This window comes from Kitasatospora sp. GP30 (assembly GCF_029892145.1).
GTDB lineage: Bacteria > Actinomycetota > Actinomycetes > Streptomycetales > Streptomycetaceae > Kitasatospora > Kitasatospora acidiphila.
This window is the reverse complement of sequence record NZ_JARZAH010000003.1, coordinates 243,057-258,910: the sequence shown is the minus strand read 5'-3', so window position 1 is coordinate 258,910 and position 15,854 is coordinate 243,057. Positions and strand designations below refer to the sequence as shown.

Genomic DNA, 15,854 nt, shown 5'->3' with positions numbered 1-15,854 from the left:
CGGACGGCGTTCAGGCGCTCGGGGCGGCGGCCGCTTCCCGTTCCGGCTCGGCGATGGCCGCAGCGGTGTCGCTCAGGCCGAGGCGGAGATGGTCGACGTGGTACAGGGCCTGGTCGAGCAGTTCGCAGACGTGGTCGTCGTAGAGGGAGTACACCACCGAGCGGCCCTTGCGGGTGCCGACCACCAGGTCGAGGTTGCGCAGCAGGCGCAGCTGGTGGGAGCAGGCGGACTGCTCCATGCCGACCTCGGCGGCCAACTCGGTTGCCGGGAGCGGGCCCTCGCGCAGGCGGGCGAGGATCAGCAGCCGCGACGGAGTGGCCAGTGCCTGCAGCGTGGCGGCCACCTTCGCGGCGTTGTCCGCCGTGAGGCGGGTGCGCGGGACGCGGCTGGCGGGAGGTGCTCCATGACCCATGCGACTATCGTACGCTGCCTTGTTATGAACACATGAATCGGTGTTCATGTATTCCTGTTACGGTGGTGGGGCTGGACGCTGCCCGCCCACATCCGCGTAAGGACCCCGTCTCGATGTCTTCCACCCTCACCCGCCCGGCGCCCGTCGGCGACGCAGCCGTGCGCGACGCGGCCGCGCCCAGGCGGCGCACGCGGATCTTCGCGCTCCCCGAGGCCCGCTGGGCGGCGGCCGCCCTGGTGCTGTTCCTGATCGGACTGCCGCTGCACCTGCTCGGGGCACCGGCGTGGGCGTGGGGGCCGCTGTTCGCCCTGGCCTACGCCGCCGGCGGCTGGGAACCCGGCTGGGCGGGCCTGCAGGCCCTGCGGGAGAAGACGCTGGACGTGGACCTGCTGATGGTCGTCGCGGCCCTGGGCGCGGCGGCGATCGGGCAGGTGCTGGACGGCGCTCTGCTGATCGTCATCTTCGCCACCTCCGGTGCCCTGGAGGCGGTCGCCACCGCCCGCACCGCGGACTCGGTCCGCGGCCTGCTCGACCTCGCCCCGACCACCGCCGCCCGCCTGCTGGACGACGGCAGCGAGGAGACGGTGCCCACCGGGCAACTGGCCGTGGGCGACACCATCCTGGTGCGCCCGGGCGAACGGGTCGGCGCCGACGGCCGCGTCGTGGACGGCGCCAGTGAGGTGGACCAGGCGACCATCACCGGCGAGCCGCTGCCGGTGGCCAAGGAGGCCGGGGACGAGGTGTTCGCCGGCACCCTGAACGGCACCGGCGTCCTGCGGGTGAAGGTCGAGCGCGACCCGGCCGATTCGGTGATCGCCCGGATCGTGGCCATGGTGGAGGAGGCCTCCGAGACCAAGGCGCCGACCCAGCTGTTCATCGAGAAGGTCGAGCAGCGCTACAGCCTCGGCATGGTCGCGGCGACGATCGCGCTGTTCGCGCTGCCGCTGCTCTTCGGCGCCGCGCTGCAGCCCACCCTGCTGCGGGCGATGACCTTCATGATCGTCGCCTCGCCGTGCGCGGTGGTGCTGGCCACCATGCCGCCGCTGCTGTCGGCGATCGCCAACGCGGGTCGCCACGGTGTCCTGGTCAAGTCCGCCGTGGTGATGGAACAGCTCGGCCAGATCGACGCCGTGGCGCTGGACAAGACCGGCACCCTGACAGAGGGCACCCCGCAGGTGACCGAGCTCCGTCCGCTGGCCGCCGCCGGCCTGACCGAGGAGGAGCTGCTGCGGGTCGCGGCGGCGGCCGAGCATCCCAGCGAGCACCCGCTGGCCCGAGCGATCGTGGACGCCGCCCGTGCCCGCGACCTGGACATCCCGGCGGCGGAGGACTTCAACTCCGCCCCGGGCACCGGTGTGACCGCCACCGTCGAGGGCAAGGCGGTCGCGGTCGGCAGCCCCGCCCGGCTGTTGGCCGGGCGCACCGACCATCCGGCCGCCGCGGTGGCCGCCCAGCTGGAGCAGGAGGGTCGCACCGCGGTCCTGGTGGAGGTCGAGGACACCCTGGTGGGCGTGCTGGGAATCGCCGACCGGCTGCGTGAGGAGGCCGCCGCCACCGTCACCGCCCTCACCGGCCTGACCGGCGGCACTCCGGTTCTGGTCACCGGCGACAACCCGCTCGCCGCCGCCCGCCTCGCGCAGGAAGTCGGCATCACCGACGTCCGTGCGGGACTGCTGCCCCAGGACAAGGTCAACGCCGTACGGGAGTTGGAGAAGGCCGGGCGCAAGGTGCTGGTGGTGGGCGACGGCGTCAACGACGCCCCCGCGCTGGCCGCCGCCCACACCGGCATCGCCATGGGACGGGCCGGATCCGACCTCGCGTTGGAGACCGCCGACGCCGTCGTGGTGCGCGACGAGCTGGCCAGCATCCCCGCGGTCGTGGCGCTCTCGCGCCGGGCCCGGCGCCTGGTGGTGCAGAACCTGGTGATCGCCGCGTTCTTCATCACCGGCCTGGTCGTCTGGGACCTGGTCGGCACCCTGCCGCTGCCGCTCGGTGTCGCCGGGCACGAGGGCTCCACCGTCATCGTCGGCCTCAACGGCCTGCGCCTGCTGGCCGATTCCGCCTGGCGCCGCGCCCGCCACGGGAACGGGCGCTGAGCCGTCGGTTCGTGGGTGGTGGTACGGCTGGAGGCCGCCCCGCTTGGGGCGGCCTCCAGCCGTACCACCACCGGTCAGACGCCAGGCCGGATCAGAAGATCTTCATGGCGTCGAGTTCCACCCCGCCGGGGTGGTTCGGGAACGTGAAGTAGGTGTACTTCCCGACCGGGTTGTCGGGCTGCCACCTGCGGTCCGACTCGTACTGCACGACGTTGTTGCCCGTCGAGAACGCGTCGAGCCAGCAGGGACCGCCGCTGCACTGCGGAAACTGGAACGTGTACGTCCCGGCGTTGGCGAAGCAGGTCTCGTCGGTGCGCGGGTTTTCGTACTCCTGGTGCCACCAGACCTGCAGGTAGTCATTGCTGTTGCAGGGGACGACGCTGATGGCCGGCTTGGCGGTTTCCGCCGACGCGCTTCCGGTGGGGGCGATTGCCAAGCCGACGGTCGCCAGGGTGGCGACGACAGCGGCTGCGATCTTGTTCTTCGGGCGTGCCACGGGGGCCTCCTCGCAGTCCAGTACGCCTGAGCGGCCGACCAGGGATCGGCCTGCCGGCAGGCCCGGATCAGGTCCCGCCCGGCGACCTCACTATGAGGCCGCGGAACATATCCTGACTATTGAATCTTTTGCATGGACCAATGCGCGAAGCGTATTGCCCAGTAGGGCTGGGTATACGAAGGATCGCCATGGTGATAAGAGGGATTCGGTCGAAAAGATGCTTAAATTGCCGCCGCCTCGGGTGACCTTCGACCTGGACCTGGTGTGGTGCTTCATCGTCGTGGCCGAGTTCCGGCATTTCGGGCGCGCCGCCGAGGCGCTGCACACCACTCAGCCGTCACTGAGCCGAAAGATCCGCCGCCTTGAACAGCGGCTCGGTGCCCAGCTGTTCGACCGCACACCGCACGGCAACCGCCTCACCCGGGCGGGCGAAGTCTTCCTCCCGCTGGCCGGCGCGCTGCTGCGCTCCGCCGACCAGGCCGCGGCACGCACCCAGGCCGCCGCCCGCCCCGACCGCGTCACCATCGGCTACACGCCGGGCATCATCATCACCCCGGCCGTGCGCGAACTGCGTCGGCATCACCCCGGCGCTGCGGTGGCGACCCGTCACCTGACCGTGCACGACTGGCGCCAGGCCCTGGCGGATCACCGCGTGGACGCCGTGGTCACCCGGCTGCCCTTCCCGACCGACGGCCTGGAGCTGACCCCGCTCTACGACGAACCCCGCCTGCTGCTGGTGCCGTTGGACCACCGCCTGGCCGGCAGAGACTCAGTCACCCCGGACGACATCGCCGACGAACCCCTGCCCAGGATCCGGGGACTCGACCCGATGACGAGCGCCTTCTGGCGCCTCGACCCCAGACCCGACGGACGCCCGGCCCCCGACGGACCGCTCGCCGACGCCATCGAGGACGTTGTCGAACTCACCGCCGCCGGACAGGCCGTGATGACGACTGTCCCCGCCCACCCCGTGCGCCCGGACCTCACCGCCATCCCGCTGGAGGGGGTCGAGCCCAGCCACGTCGTCCTGGTCACCCGTGCCCACGACCGCAGCCCCCTGGTGGCGGCCTTCCGCGCCCGGGCCCGCGCCCACCTCACCGGCCCTGCCTCAACCGGACATCTCCCAAGAGCCCGCTCTTCCTGAAGCAGGCTCACGAGCTCGTCCATCGACTGCCGGCCGGACATCCCTTCCCCCTCCCCGCTCGCCGGGTGGGGCGGTCAGCGGACCCGACCCGGTGGAGCCGCGCGGCCAGAGCGCTGGCTTCGGAAGCTGGTCACCTCGGAAGCCTCTCACTTCGGAAGCTGGTCACCTCGGAAGCCTCTCACTTCGGAAGCTGGTCACCTCGGAAGTGGTCACTTCGGAAGTACGAAGCCGGAGTCGTAGGCCATGATCACCGCCTGCGTCCGGTCGCGGGCGCCCAGTTTGGCGAGGATGCCGGCCACATGGGACTTGATCGTCTCCGGGCTCACCACCAACTCGGCAGCGATCTCCCCGTTGTTCAGGCCGGTCGCCATCAGCCGCAGCACCTGACCCTCGCGGTCGGTCAGCCGGCGGATCGGTCCGCCGCCGTCCTTGCGGGAGGGGCCCGGGCCGTCCGCAGTGGCGGACGCGGCCCGGTGGGCGGCCAGCTCGCGGATGGCGGCCGGGTAGAGGAGGGAGTCGGTGCGGGCCACCAGGCGCACCGCCTGCACCATCTCCTCCGCACTGGAGCGCTTCAGCAGGAACCCGGCGGCCCCGGCCTGCAGTGCCTGGTAGACGTAGTCGTCGTGCTCGAAGGTGGTGACCACCAGGATCCGCGGCGGCTCCGGCATCGCGGCCAGGATCAGCGCGGTGGCCCGGATACCGTCGATCTGGGGCATCCGGACGTCCATGAGCACCACGTCCGGTGCTGTTTCGCGCACCAGCGGCACCACCTCGCTGCCGTCGGCCGCCTCGCCGACCACGGTGAGGTCGGGCTCCGAGTCGATCACTACCCGCAGGCCGAGCCGGACCAGCCGCTCATCGTCGGCGATGACCACGCGCAGGGCGGGGGCGGCCGCGTCCGGTGCGCCCGTGCTGATCCCGCTCATGCCGCCCCCACCGGCAGCCAGACCGCGAGCCGCCAACCGCTGCCGTCAGCCGTGCGGCCGCTCTCGCAGCCGCCGCCGCGCGCCGCCGCGCGCTCGGCCACTCCGCGCAGCCCGCGCCCGCCGCCGGGCCGGCTCGGGCGCGCCGCGCCCATCGGGTTGATCAGTTCCACGGTCAGCCGTCCTTGGTCGATGTCGAGCGTCAGCGTGGCCGGCACCGAGCCGGCATGGCGCAGCACATTGGTCAGCCCCTCCTGCACGATCCGGTACGCCTCCCGGGAGAGCGCATCGGGCAGCGCCGTCACCCCGGGGCCGGTCCGTGCCGCCACCGAGACCCCGGCCAGGCCAAGTTGACGGATCAGCAGGTCGAGCGCGGCCAGCGTCGGGCCGGTGGCGTCACCGGCGCCGCCGGTCGGGCGGCCGGCGCCGTCGTCGACGTCCTCGCGCAGGATGCCGAGCACGGTGTCCAGCTCGCCGACCGCGGCTCGGGCCACCTCCTCGATGGCGAGCAGCGCCTCCTCGGCGAACGCGGGATCACGGTGCAGCACCCGGCGGGCCGCGCCGGCCTGGATCGTCACCGCGGTGAGCGCATGCCCCACCGAGTCGTGCAGCTCCCGGGCCAGCCGGTTGCGCTGCGCCAGCACCAGGGAACGGCGCTCCGCTGCGGCCAGTTGCTCGGCCGGCGTCGGGCCGAGCAGCACCGGGGCGCAGCGGGCCAGCAGGGCACCGGCGCCAGCGTTGACCAGGAGCAGCCCGAGCAGCACCGCCAGGCCTAACGGGGGAGTGGGCGGCGGGTGCGCGCCGAGCGCCTGGTGGACCAGCGTGCGCCCGGGGTGGCCCAGGAACCCCAGTGGCGAGACGCAGAGCAGTAGAACCAGCGGCGGCACCGCCAGCGACAGCCCGCTGACCACCCCGCCGACCAGCAGATGCAGCACGAACCAGTGCGCGGTGCGCCGCCGGGCCGCCCAGCTGTGGGCCGGCGTGTGGGCGAACTCCCCGGCGTGGCTGGCCGCCAGTGCCCGGGAGGCGGTGGCGAGCAGCACCCGGGCGACCGGCAGCAGCGCCACCACCCAGGCCATCGGCAGCGCCACCAGCACCGCCAGCAGCTCAGCCACCACGGTGCGCTGCGGATCGGTCTGGCCGTTGGCGCCCGGGTTGACGTAGACCGCGGAAACCAGCACCGTGCCGAGCATCCAGAACGGCATCAGCAGCGCACCGCCCAGCACCAGGTGCACCCAGCGCACCCAGGCCGTGCGGCCCACCAGAAATGCCGTCAACGTTCGCATAGGACCGACCCTACGGCGCCGCAGCTGACCATGCGTCAATCGTTTGGTTGATCTCCGCATCCCCCATGCGAGGGAGGGGTCCGAACAGAGCGCGGAGGAGGGTCAGGCCGGCGGCGTCCAGCGGTACTGGGTCGCCGTGGTGATCGCCTGGAAGCCGAGCCGGCGCAGGATCGGCGCGCTGTGGTCGGAGGCCTCCACATGCAGATAGCGGTAGCCGTGCTGCTCGGCGATGCGGGCCCGGTGGGTGACCAGCGCACGGTAGATGCCGCGACCCCGCCAGGCCTTGAGCGTGGATCCGCCGAGCAGGGTGGCGAAGTCGCTGTCCTCGCGCAGCAGCATCCAGGCGCTGCACACCAGGGTGCCGTCGGCGGCCTCGGCCAGCAGGATCGGGATGCCGTCCGGCCGGTCGGCCAGCCGGTCCTTGAGGATCTTGGCGAGGAAGCCCAGATCCTCGCCCCACACCTCGGTGTGCTGGTCGGCGATCCGGTCGGCGTCGGCCGGATCGGTGGTCCGACGGATCGTCACGCCGGGCGGCAGTGGCACGTTGGCCGGCAGCGTCACCCCGGTCGGCAGCGGCACCCCGGCCGGCGGCGTCACGTCGGTCGGCGGCGCCAACTCGCCCGTCAGGGCCGCCGTCTCGCCGACCAGCACGGTGCCGCTGCGTTTGGCGGTGAACCCGGCGGCCAGCAGCCGGTCGCCCAACTCGCCAGGCCGGTCGTGACCGTGGAGCCGCCAGTCCACCGCCGTACCGCCCGCGATCTGGCGGTGGATCAACTCGTCCAGCGCGGCCCCCGTCACCCCGAGATCGGGCTGTCGGCTGGTGAGGATGCCGCTCACGCCGCCCCGCACCAGCGGGCCGCTGTCGTCCGCCAGCAGCCTGCCCCGGGCATCGGAACTGCGGCGGAACTGGCGGTCGTACAGCTTCAGGAGTGCATCGGGTGTCGTCACCCGAAGGAGCCTACGGGCGGCTGCAACCAGTTTTGCGGACGCGGAAGTTGCTCCGAGACCAGCAGCGCCGCGCCGGCCACCGCGCCGGGCATCAGCAGCACGGTGGCGAACGGGACCAGGAAGGCCAGGACCAGCGGCAGCCCGAAGCCGATCGCCAGCATCCGGCGACCGCGCAGCCGCTCCCGGGGCGGCACGCCGTGCAGGTCGAAGACGATGCCGGTGAGCTCCACGGTGAGGAAGTACCCGGCGACGCAGAACCCGAGCGCCGGCGCCAGCAACTGGCCGAGCAGCGGCACGCAGCCGATCGCGAACAGCCCGACCGAGCACAGCGCGGTGCGGAACCCGATCCGCACCGCAGCGGCCAGCGCATCGCCGATCCCGATCTCCGGCCCACCGGGCGGCGGCGGTGCCACCGCGCGCACCAACCGCTCGTAGAACGGCTGCCCGATGGCCAGGGTGAGACCGGTGAACGCGACGATCGCGATCAGCACCCCGCCGCCGATCAGCAGCGCGGTGGCCACATCGCGGAACAGCACCCGCTCCCCGGAGCTCCAGTGCGCGGCGAACGGAGTGGCCCAGTTGACGATGTCGCCCGCCCACCAGGCGAGTGCGCTCAGCGCTGCACCGATCAGCACCATCGCGATCAGCGCCGGGAGCAGCCCGAAGAACCACCAGCGCGGCCGCCGTGCGACCCACGCTTGCCCGCGCCACAGCGCGCTCACACCCGTCAGCAGATCAGACATGCGGCTTAGCCTATGGGGCGCCGCTGACCGGCTGTGATGCCAGGACCACGGTTGTTGCGGTTCCGGCACTGTGGCCGGTTCCGTCCGCCCCCGGGCACCGTCGTCCGGGCAGCTCGGGCGCTGTCGCCCAGGTACCCCGGGGGCTCCGCCGCCCCGGGCGCCTCGGGGCCGTCGCCCAGGTACCCCGGGGGCCCCGCCGTCCGGGCGCCTCGGGGGCCGTCGCCCAGGTATCTCGGGGGCCGTCGCCCCGGCTTCCCGGGGGCTGTCGCCCAAGCACCTCGGGCACCGCCGCCCCGGCTTCCCGAGCAGTTCAGTCCGGGCATCCCCAGGCACCCCGGCCCGGGCACCCCCGGCTCTTGTTACTCGCCGGTCACCGGCATACCATCCGCAGTGTTACAGCTTCACTGTCACGCTCGCGAGGAGGCGATCGCGTGGTCGGTTCCGGGACAGCCGGCACAGCCGGGACAGCCGGCGCGGCCGGGCCGCTGGCCGGTGTCCGGGTGGTCGAGCTCGCGGGCATCGGCCCCGGGCCGTTCGCCGCGATGCTGCTCGGCGACCTGGGTGCCGATGTGGTGCGGGTCGACCGGCCGAACGGCTCGCCGCTGGCGCAGGATCCGGTGCACGACCTCACCAACCGCAACAAGCGCTCGGTGCTGGTCGACCTCAAGACCCCCGAGGGGGTGGAACAGGTGCTGGCGCTGGTGGAGCGGGCCGACCTGCTGATCGAGGGCTACCGGCCGGGCGTCGCCGAACGGTTGGGCGTCGGCCCCGAGGCGTGCCTGGCCCGCAACCCGGCGCTGGTCTACGGCCGGATGACCGGCTGGGGCCAGGACGGGCCGCTCGCCACCACCGCCGGCCACGACATCGACTACGTCGCCCTCACCGGCGTGCTCGGCATGATCGGCCCGCCCGACGGCCCGCCGTCGATCCCCGCCAACCTGCTCGGCGACTTCGCGGGCGGCTCGCTCTACCTGGTGGTCGGCCTGCTCGCCGCCATGCACCACGCGCGCGCGACCGGCGCCGGCCAGGTGGTGGACGCCGCCATCGTGGACGGCACCGCCCATCTGGCCACCCTGATCTGGGGGTTGCTCGCCCAGGGCAGTTGGCACGACCGCCGCGGCGTCAACCTGCTGGACGGCGCAGCCCCGTGCTACGCCGTCTACCAGGCAAGCGATGGCGGGCACTTCGCGGTCGGCGCGCTGGAGCCGCAGTTCTACGCCGAGTTCGCCCGTCTGCTGGAGTTGCCGGCCGATGCGCCCGGCCAGTACGAGATGAACCGCTGGCCCGAACTTCGCGCGCTGATCGCCACCCGCTTCGCCTCACGCACCAGCGCCGAGTGGCGGACCGTCTTCGCCGGCTCCGACGCCTGCGTCACCGAGGTCCTGACGCTCCGTCAAGCCGCCGCAGATCCGCACCTGGTGGCCCGTGGCACCTATCCGACGTGGCACGGCGTCACCCAACCCGCCCCCGCCCCGCGGTTCTCCGCCACCCCCGGCGCACTGCGGCGCCCGCCCGGTCAGCCCGGTGCCGACACCGCCGAAGTCGCCCGCGACTGGGGCGTTCCCGCACTTGACCCCGCCGACCGTCCGTCCTGACTCCGCCCGACCGTCCTGATCCCGCCGACCGTCCTGACCCTTCAGAGAGGCCATCGTGAGCACCGAAGCGTACGTCTACGAGGCGATCCGCACCCCGCGCGGGCGCGGCAAGGCAGGCGGCGCCCTGCACGGCACCAAGCCGATCGACCTGGTGGTCGGGCTGATCCGCGAGATGCGCCACCGGCTGCCCGACCTCGACCCGGCCGCGATCGACGACATCGTGCTCGGCGTGGTCAGCCCGCACGGCGACCAGGGCTCCGACATCGCCCGGATCGCCGCCATCGCCGCCGGCCTGCCCGACACCGTGGCCGGCGTGCAGGAGAACCGCTTCTGCGCGTCCGGCCTGGAGTCGGTCAACATGGCTGCGGCCAAGGTCCGTTCGGGCTTCGAGGACTTGGTGCTGGCCGGTGGCGTCGAGTCGATGTCCCGGGTGCCGATGGGCTCCGACGGCGGCGCCTGGATGATGGACCCGATGACGTCCTTCGACGTCAACTTCGTGCCGCAGGGCATCGGCGCCGACCTGATCGCCACCATCGGCGGCTTCTCCCGTACCGACGTGGACGGTTATGCGGCCGAGTCCCAGGCCCGCGCCGCCAAGGCCCAGGCCGACGGCCTCTTCGACCGCTCGGTGGTGCCGGTGCGCGACCGCAACGGCCTGGTGGTGCTGGAGCGGGACGAGTACCTGCGCCCGGGCACCACGGTGGAGACCCTGGCCGCCCTCAAGCCCGCCTTCGCCACCATCGGCGAGCTGGGCGGCTTCGACGCGGTGACGCTGCAGAAGTACCACTGGGTCGAGCAGATCGACCACGTGCACACCGCCGGCAACTCGTCCGGCATCGTCGACGGCGCCTCGCTGGTGGCGATCGGCAACCGCGAGATCGGCGAGCGCTACGGGCTGCGTCCGCGCGCCCGGATCGTCTCGGCGGCGGTCTCCGGCTCCGAGCCCACCATCATGCTGACCGGCCCGGCCCCCGCCACCCGCAAGGCGCTGGCCAAGGCCGGCCTGACCGCCGCCGACATCGACCTGGTCGAGATCAACGAGGCGTTCGCGTCGGTGGTGCTGCGCTTCATGGGCGAACTCGGCTTCTCGCACGAGCAGGTGAACGTCAACGGCGGTGCGATCGCGCTGGGCCACCCGCTGGGCGCAACCGGCGCGATGATCCTCGGAACCCTGATCGACGAGCTGGAGCGCCGCGAGCTCCGCTACGGCCTGGCCACTCTCTGCGTGGGCGGCGGCATGGGCATCGCCACCATCGTCGAGCGCATCTGACCGCCCCCTCACTGGAGTTACTGGAGCTACCTGTTATGAGCGAGCTGACCGTGATCCGCTGGGAGCAGGACCAGGAGGGCATCGTCACCCTCGTCCTCGACGACCCGGACCAGTCCGTCAACACCATGAACTCCCGCTTCACCGAGCAGTTCCAGGAGGTCGTGGCGCGCCTGGCCGCGACCGAGGGCCTGCGCGGTGTGATCCTCACCTCCGCCAAGAAGACCTTCTTCGCCGGCGGTGACCTGCGGCTGCTCTCCGCCGTCCAGCCCGAGCACGCCGAGGAGTTCCTCGCCGGCTCGTTGAAGCTGAAGCAGGCCATGCGCACCCTGGAGACCCTCGGTGCTCCGGTGGTCGCCGCGATCAACGGCAGTGCCCTGGGCGGCGGTCTGGAACTGGCGCTGGCCTGCCACCACCGGATCGCGCTGAACACGCCGAAGAGCAAGATCGGGTTCCCCGAGGTGACGCTCGGCCTGCTGCCGGGCGGTGGTGGCGTGGTGCGCACCGTGCGGCTGCTCGGCTTGGCCGACGCGCTGCTGAAGTGGCTGCTGACCGGCCGCCAGTACCGCCCGGCGGCTGCGGTCGAAGCCGGCCTGGTCCATGAACTGGCGGACACCCAGGAGGAGTTGCTCGTCAAGGCGCGGGCCTGGGTGCTGGCGAACGAGACCGCCCAGCAGCCGTGGGACGTCAAGGGCTACAAGATCCCGGGCGGCACTCCCTCGACGCCCGCGCTGGCCGCCCAACTCCCGGCCTACCCCGCGAACTTGCGCAAGCAGCTGAACGGCGCGCCGTACCCCGCGCCGCGCAACGTGCTGGCGGCGGCGGTGGAGAGCAGCCAGGTCGACGTCGACACCGCGATGGTCATCGAGGCCCGCTACTTCACCGAGTTGGCGACCGGCCAGACCGCCAAGAACATGATCCAGGCGCTGTTCTTCGACATGCAGGCGGTCAACGCCGGCGCCTCCCGTCCGACCGGGGTGCCGGAGCGGCCGGTGTCAAAGGTCGCCGTGCTGGGCGCCGGGATGATGGGTGCGGGCATCGCCTACGCATGCGCCAAGGCCGGGCTGCAGGTGGTGCTCAAGGACATGACCGTCGAGGCCGCCGAGCACGGCAAGGCGTACTCCGCCGGGCTGTTGGACAAGGCGGTCGCGCGCGGGCGGAGCACGGCGGAGCAGCGCGACGAGCTGCTCGGCCGGATCACGGCCACGGCGGACGTCGCCGACCTGGCGGGCTGCGACGCGGTGATCGAGGCCGTCTTCGAGAACGTCGAGCTCAAGCACAAGGTCTTCCAGGAGGTGCAGGGCGTCGTCGCGCCGGACGCGCTGCTCTGCTCCAACACCTCCACCCTGCCGATCAGCCTGCTGGCTGAGGGAGTCGAGCGGGACGCCGACTTCATCGGCCTGCACTTCTTCTCGCCGGTCGACAAGATGCCGCTGGTCGAGATCATCCGCGGCGTGCGGACCGGCGAGGAGGCGGTGGCCCGCGCCTTCGACCTGGTCCGGAAGTTGGGCAAGACCCCGATCGTGGTCAACGACTCGCGCGGGTTCTTCACCTCGCGGGTGATCGGCCAGTTCATCAACGAGGGTGTCGCGATGGTGGCGGAGGGCGTGGAGCCGGCCTCCATCGAGCAGGCGGCCGCCCAGGCCGGGTACCCCGCGAAGGTGCTTTCCCTGCTGGACGAGTTGACGCTGACGCTGCCCCGCAAGATTCGTGGCGAGGCGCGCCGCGCGGTCGAGGAGGCCGGCGGGGTGTGGGAGCCGCACCCGGCGGACGTCGTCTTCGACCGGATGGTCGAGGAGTTCAACCGGCCCGGGCGCAGCGGCGGCGCCGGCTTCTACGAGTACGACGAGAACGGCCGGCGCGGTCGCCTCTGGCCGGGCCTGCGCGAGCACTTCGCCCGCCCCGACGTCGAGGTCCCGTTCGAGGACATGAAGGAGCGGATGCTCTTCGCGGAGGCGCTGGACAGCGTGCGGTGCCTGGAGGAGGGCGTGCTGACCTCGGTCGCCGATGCGAACGTCGGCTCCATCCTGGGCATCGGCTACCCGGCCTGGACCGGTGGCGTGCTGCAGTACATCAACGGCTACCAGGGTGGCCCGGCCGGATTCGCCGCACGGGCCCGGGAGTTGGCCGCCAAGTACGGTGAGCGGTTCGCCCCGCCGGCGATGCTGGAGCGGATCGCCGCTGAGGGCGAGACGTTCAGGGACTGAGCGGGTCGCGCAAGGACTGAGCGGGACGTTCAGGGACTGAGCGGGACGTTCAAAGAGTGAGCGGGTCGCGCAAGGCATGACGCCGCGGGTGCCCACCGGCATGGTGGGCACCCGCGGCGTCGGTGCTCGGGCCACGAGGCCACGAGGCCACAGGGGGCACGGGATCACGAGGGCACGGGGTCACCGTGTCACGCGGTGTACCCGCCGTCCACCGCGAGGGCGGTACCGGTGATGTAGCGGCCGCCGGGGCCCGCCAGGTAGGCCACCGCGTTGGCGATGTCGTCGGCCTCGCCGTACTGACCAAGGGCGGTGAGGTCGCGCTGGACCTCGGCGCTGTCGCCGTCGGCCGGGTTCATGTCGGTGTCGATCGGGCCCGGGTCCACGATGGTGGCGGTGATGCCGCGCGGCCCCAGCTCCCGGGCAAGTCCCTTGGTCAGCCCGATGAGTGCGGACTTGGCCGTCGCCTGCAGCACGAAGTTCGGGAACGGCACCCGCCCGTTGAAGCACGAGCCGATGCTGATGATCCGCCCGCCGTCGCTCATGCGGTTGGCGGCGGCCTGGGCGGCGAGGAACACCGAGCGGACGTCCACCGCCAGCACCCGGTCCAGTTCCTCGGCGGACACCTCGGCCAGTGGGCCGTAGGTGAGGAAGCCCGCGTTGTTCACCAGGATGTCGATGCGGCCCAACTCCCGCACCGTCTGCTCCACCGCATCCGCCGCGGCGTTCGGCCGGGTCAGGTCGGCCTGGATGGCAACGGCCTTGCCGCCGGCCGCCTCGATCCGCTTGACGACCTGGCGCGCCTCGTCCGCCGCCCGGACGTAGGTGAGCGCCACCGCCGCGCCCTCGTCGGCCAGTCGCCTCGCTATCGCCGCACCGATCCCGCGGCTGCCACCGGTCACCAGGGCCACCTTGCCAGTCAGGTCACTCATCGCTTTCTCCTCCGTTGACGCGGGCGTTGACGTGAGCGGTGCGCTCGTTCACACCGGCATGGTAGAAGTTGCCATCAGTGTCAGATTCAAGGTCGAGTGGCGGTTTCAAGCTGAAGCGTCAGTGTCAGACTCGAGTTGAAGCGGCATCAGGTGAGGGGTGAGGACATGCGGATCGGTGAGCTGGCCCGGCGCAGCGGGGTGAGTGAGCGCTCCCTGCGCTACTACGAGACCCAGGAACTGCTGCGCGCCGAGCGCACGCCAGGCGGCCACCGGGACTACGGGGAGTGGGCGGTGGACCGTGTGGTCCGGATCCAGACGCTCTACGCGGCGGGCCTCAACAGCAAGAAGATCGCCCAACTGCTGCCCTGCATGAGGGACGCGGACGGCCGCCCGAACGAGATCGCCACTCCGGAGCTGGTCGATGAGCTCACTGCGGAGCGCGACCGCATCAACCGCATGATCACCGAACTGGTGCGCTCCCGCGATGTGCTGGACGAAGTGATCGACACGGCCTCGGAGACCGCGACCATCGGGGCGGCGTAGCCCGCCTCGGAATCGGCAGCAACCAAGGGGGAGGGGAACCGGGATGGAGTTGAGGATCAGCCGGATCGTGGGCGCCGCCGTCGTGTTGGCGGTGGCGGGCGCGGCGCTCGTCGGCTGCGACGGCAAGCAGGCGGTGAGCTGCGGCAAGACGGCCATCACCATCACCGGTGATGTGCAGGACTTGACGGATTCGGCCACCAACGTCGGTCAGCTGACCGACCAGGCGCGTCGTCAACGCACCGCCGACGCGCTCAAGAAGCTGAACGACGACGCCAAGAAGGTCCACGCCGGTAGCGACAGCGCCAAGGCGGCCGACAGCCTCTCCAAGGCGGTGCAGAACGCCCAACAGGCCGTGGCGGACGGCAAGCAGCCCGATCTCGGGCCGATAGCTTCTGCGGCAGGTGACTTGAGCAAGGCCTGTGCTTCAGCAGGCTGATGACGATGCGTCAGTCAACGTGATCGGGAAGGGTACTGGACACGGTGAACATGTTGGACGAGGTGCTGAGGGGTAATCCCTACCCCGGGCGCGGTGTGCTGTGGTGCCGGACCGGCGACGGCAGCACGCTCGGCGCGTACTTCCTCACCGGACGCAGCCCCGCATCCCAGGCCCGCACCCTCCATCGCACTCCGCGGGGTGAACTCATCGTCGCCCCATCGGATGACTCACCCGCCCAGGACCATCTGCGCCACTACGTCGCCGCCCGCCAGACCGGAGACTGGCTGGTCTTCGGCAACGGAGAGCAGATCGCCATAGTCGCCAACCGCCTCACCGTGGGCCAGACTCCCACCCTGGCCCTGGACGGCCTGGACTACGAGCCGGACCCGCCGATCTTCACCCCGCGCCTGACCGTCATCGCCGACGGACGTGGCGGCGGCCCGGTGTGGTTCGGCGCCGCGCGGCGCAGCGGCGGTGACCGCGCTGCCACCAACCGGATGACCTTGCAGATCAGCGACCTTCAGCCGGGCCAGGGCGTGCTGATGACCACCTACCGCTCGGACGGGCAGGAGATCGCCACGGGCGAGCCGTTCACCGAAGTGTGTACACGTGCGGAGAGCCGTGGTGCGCTGCTCGACGAGCTGTGGTCCGCCCTGGCACCGCAACTGCGGGTCGCCGCAGCGGTCTTCGCGCCGGGCGGGCTGGCGGAGGCCGACATCCGGCAGGCGGGGGCGGGACTGAGCTGACGGCCTGACGGCCTGACGGCACTGCCAGGCACCGGGCCTGCCACCACTGCAGGTCGAGCCAGGTGCCGGGTCGGCCGCCCCCG

15 protein-coding genes are annotated in these 15,854 nt (G+C 71.9%); 8 read left to right on the top strand and 7 right to left on the bottom strand.

Annotated elements, in window-relative coordinates; translation table 11 throughout:
* Positions 1–10: 10 nt before the first annotated feature.
* Positions 11–412, bottom strand: coding sequence for a metalloregulator ArsR/SmtB family transcription factor (locus tag P3T35_RS07015; protein ID WP_101379697.1), 402 nt, complete (start codon positions 410–412; stop codon positions 11–13).
* Positions 413–525: 113 nt separating this feature from the next.
* Between P3T35_RS07015 and P3T35_RS07010 the strand changes: the two genes are divergently transcribed.
* Positions 526–2,508 carry a heavy metal translocating P-type ATPase gene (locus P3T35_RS07010; RefSeq protein WP_101379696.1) on the top strand — a complete coding sequence of 661 codons (1,983 nt, stop codon included), beginning with the start codon at positions 526–528 and terminating at the stop codon, positions 2,506–2,508.
* Between the two features lie 91 nt (positions 2,509–2,599).
* Here P3T35_RS07010 and P3T35_RS07005 read toward each other — a convergent pair whose 3' ends face one another.
* On the bottom strand, positions 2,600–3,004 hold the full coding sequence (locus tag P3T35_RS07005; protein ID WP_180356381.1) for a beta/gamma crystallin domain-containing protein: 405 nt from the start codon (positions 3,002–3,004) through the stop codon (positions 2,600–2,602).
* Between the two features lie 217 nt (positions 3,005–3,221).
* Here P3T35_RS07005 and P3T35_RS07000 point away from each other — a divergent pair, with 217 nt between their 5' ends.
* On the top strand, positions 3,222–4,148 hold the full coding sequence (locus P3T35_RS07000) for a LysR family transcriptional regulator (protein ID WP_101379694.1): 927 nt from the start codon (positions 3,222–3,224) through the stop codon (positions 4,146–4,148).
* A 209-nt stretch (positions 4,149–4,357) separates the two neighbouring features.
* On the opposite strand, the gene P3T35_RS06995 is transcribed toward P3T35_RS07000, so the two are convergent.
* The 4 genes from P3T35_RS06995 to P3T35_RS06980 form a co-directional block, all read right to left on the bottom strand.
* Complete coding sequence (locus P3T35_RS06995; RefSeq protein ID WP_101379693.1) at positions 4,358–5,074, bottom strand: response regulator transcription factor; 717 nt, start codon at positions 5,072–5,074, stop codon at positions 4,358–4,360.
* A complete protein-coding gene (locus P3T35_RS06990) occupies positions 5,071–6,357 on the bottom strand; it encodes a histidine kinase (protein WP_101379692.1) in 1,287 nt (428 codons plus the stop codon). Before P3T35_RS06990 ends, P3T35_RS06995 begins: the two co-directional genes overlap by 4 nt.
* A 102-nt stretch (positions 6,358–6,459) precedes the next feature.
* Positions 6,460–7,305 (bottom strand): GNAT family N-acetyltransferase, encoded by an 846-nt coding sequence (locus P3T35_RS06985; RefSeq protein WP_101379691.1) that lies wholly within the window; start codon positions 7,303–7,305, stop codon positions 6,460–6,462.
* The gene (locus P3T35_RS06980) at positions 7,302–8,048 is read right to left on the bottom strand and encodes an EI24 domain-containing protein (RefSeq protein WP_101379690.1); all 747 of its coding nucleotides are present in this window, start codon (positions 8,046–8,048) and stop codon (positions 7,302–7,304) included. The genes P3T35_RS06985 and P3T35_RS06980 overlap by 4 nt, the downstream gene beginning before the upstream one ends.
* A 485-nt stretch (positions 8,049–8,533) precedes the next feature.
* Here P3T35_RS06980 and P3T35_RS06975 point away from each other — a divergent pair, with 485 nt between their 5' ends.
* From P3T35_RS06975 to P3T35_RS06965, 3 genes are read left to right on the top strand one after another with little or no spacing between them, the layout of a single operon-like run.
* Complete coding sequence (locus tag P3T35_RS06975; protein ID WP_280704780.1) at positions 8,534–9,643, top strand: CaiB/BaiF CoA-transferase family protein; 1,110 nt, start codon at positions 8,534–8,536, stop codon at positions 9,641–9,643.
* 55 nt (positions 9,644–9,698) lie between these two features.
* The gene (locus P3T35_RS06970) at positions 9,699–10,913 is read left to right on the top strand and encodes an acetyl-CoA C-acetyltransferase (protein WP_101379688.1); all 1,215 of its coding nucleotides are present in this window, start codon (positions 9,699–9,701) and stop codon (positions 10,911–10,913) included.
* A 35-nt stretch (positions 10,914–10,948) separates the two neighbouring features.
* On the top strand, positions 10,949–13,117 hold the full coding sequence (locus P3T35_RS06965) for an FAD-dependent oxidoreductase (RefSeq protein ID WP_101379687.1): 2,169 nt from the start codon (positions 10,949–10,951) through the stop codon (positions 13,115–13,117).
* A 188-nt stretch (positions 13,118–13,305) separates the two neighbouring features.
* On the opposite strand, the gene P3T35_RS06960 is transcribed toward P3T35_RS06965, so the two are convergent.
* A complete protein-coding gene (locus P3T35_RS06960; protein WP_101379686.1) occupies positions 13,306–14,046 on the bottom strand; it encodes a 3-oxoacyl-ACP reductase family protein in 741 nt (246 codons plus the stop codon).
* Positions 14,047–14,211: 165 nt separating this feature from the next.
* Here P3T35_RS06960 and P3T35_RS06955 point away from each other — a divergent pair, with 165 nt between their 5' ends.
* The 3 genes from P3T35_RS06955 to P3T35_RS06945 all read left to right on the top strand — a co-directional run bounded on the left by P3T35_RS06955 (position 14,212) and on the right by P3T35_RS06945 (position 15,771).
* On the top strand, positions 14,212–14,589 hold the full coding sequence (locus tag P3T35_RS06955) for a MerR family transcriptional regulator (RefSeq protein WP_101379685.1): 378 nt from the start codon (positions 14,212–14,214) through the stop codon (positions 14,587–14,589).
* A gap of 67 nt (positions 14,590–14,656) precedes the next feature.
* Entirely contained in the window at positions 14,657–15,025 is a 369-nt protein-coding gene (locus tag P3T35_RS06950; protein WP_143676770.1) for a hypothetical protein, read from the top strand.
* A 50-nt stretch (positions 15,026–15,075) separates the two neighbouring features.
* The gene (locus tag P3T35_RS06945; protein WP_280704778.1) at positions 15,076–15,771 is read left to right on the top strand and encodes an IMP cyclohydrolase; all 696 of its coding nucleotides are present in this window, start codon (positions 15,076–15,078) and stop codon (positions 15,769–15,771) included.
* The last annotated feature ends 83 nt before the right edge of the window (positions 15,772–15,854 follow it).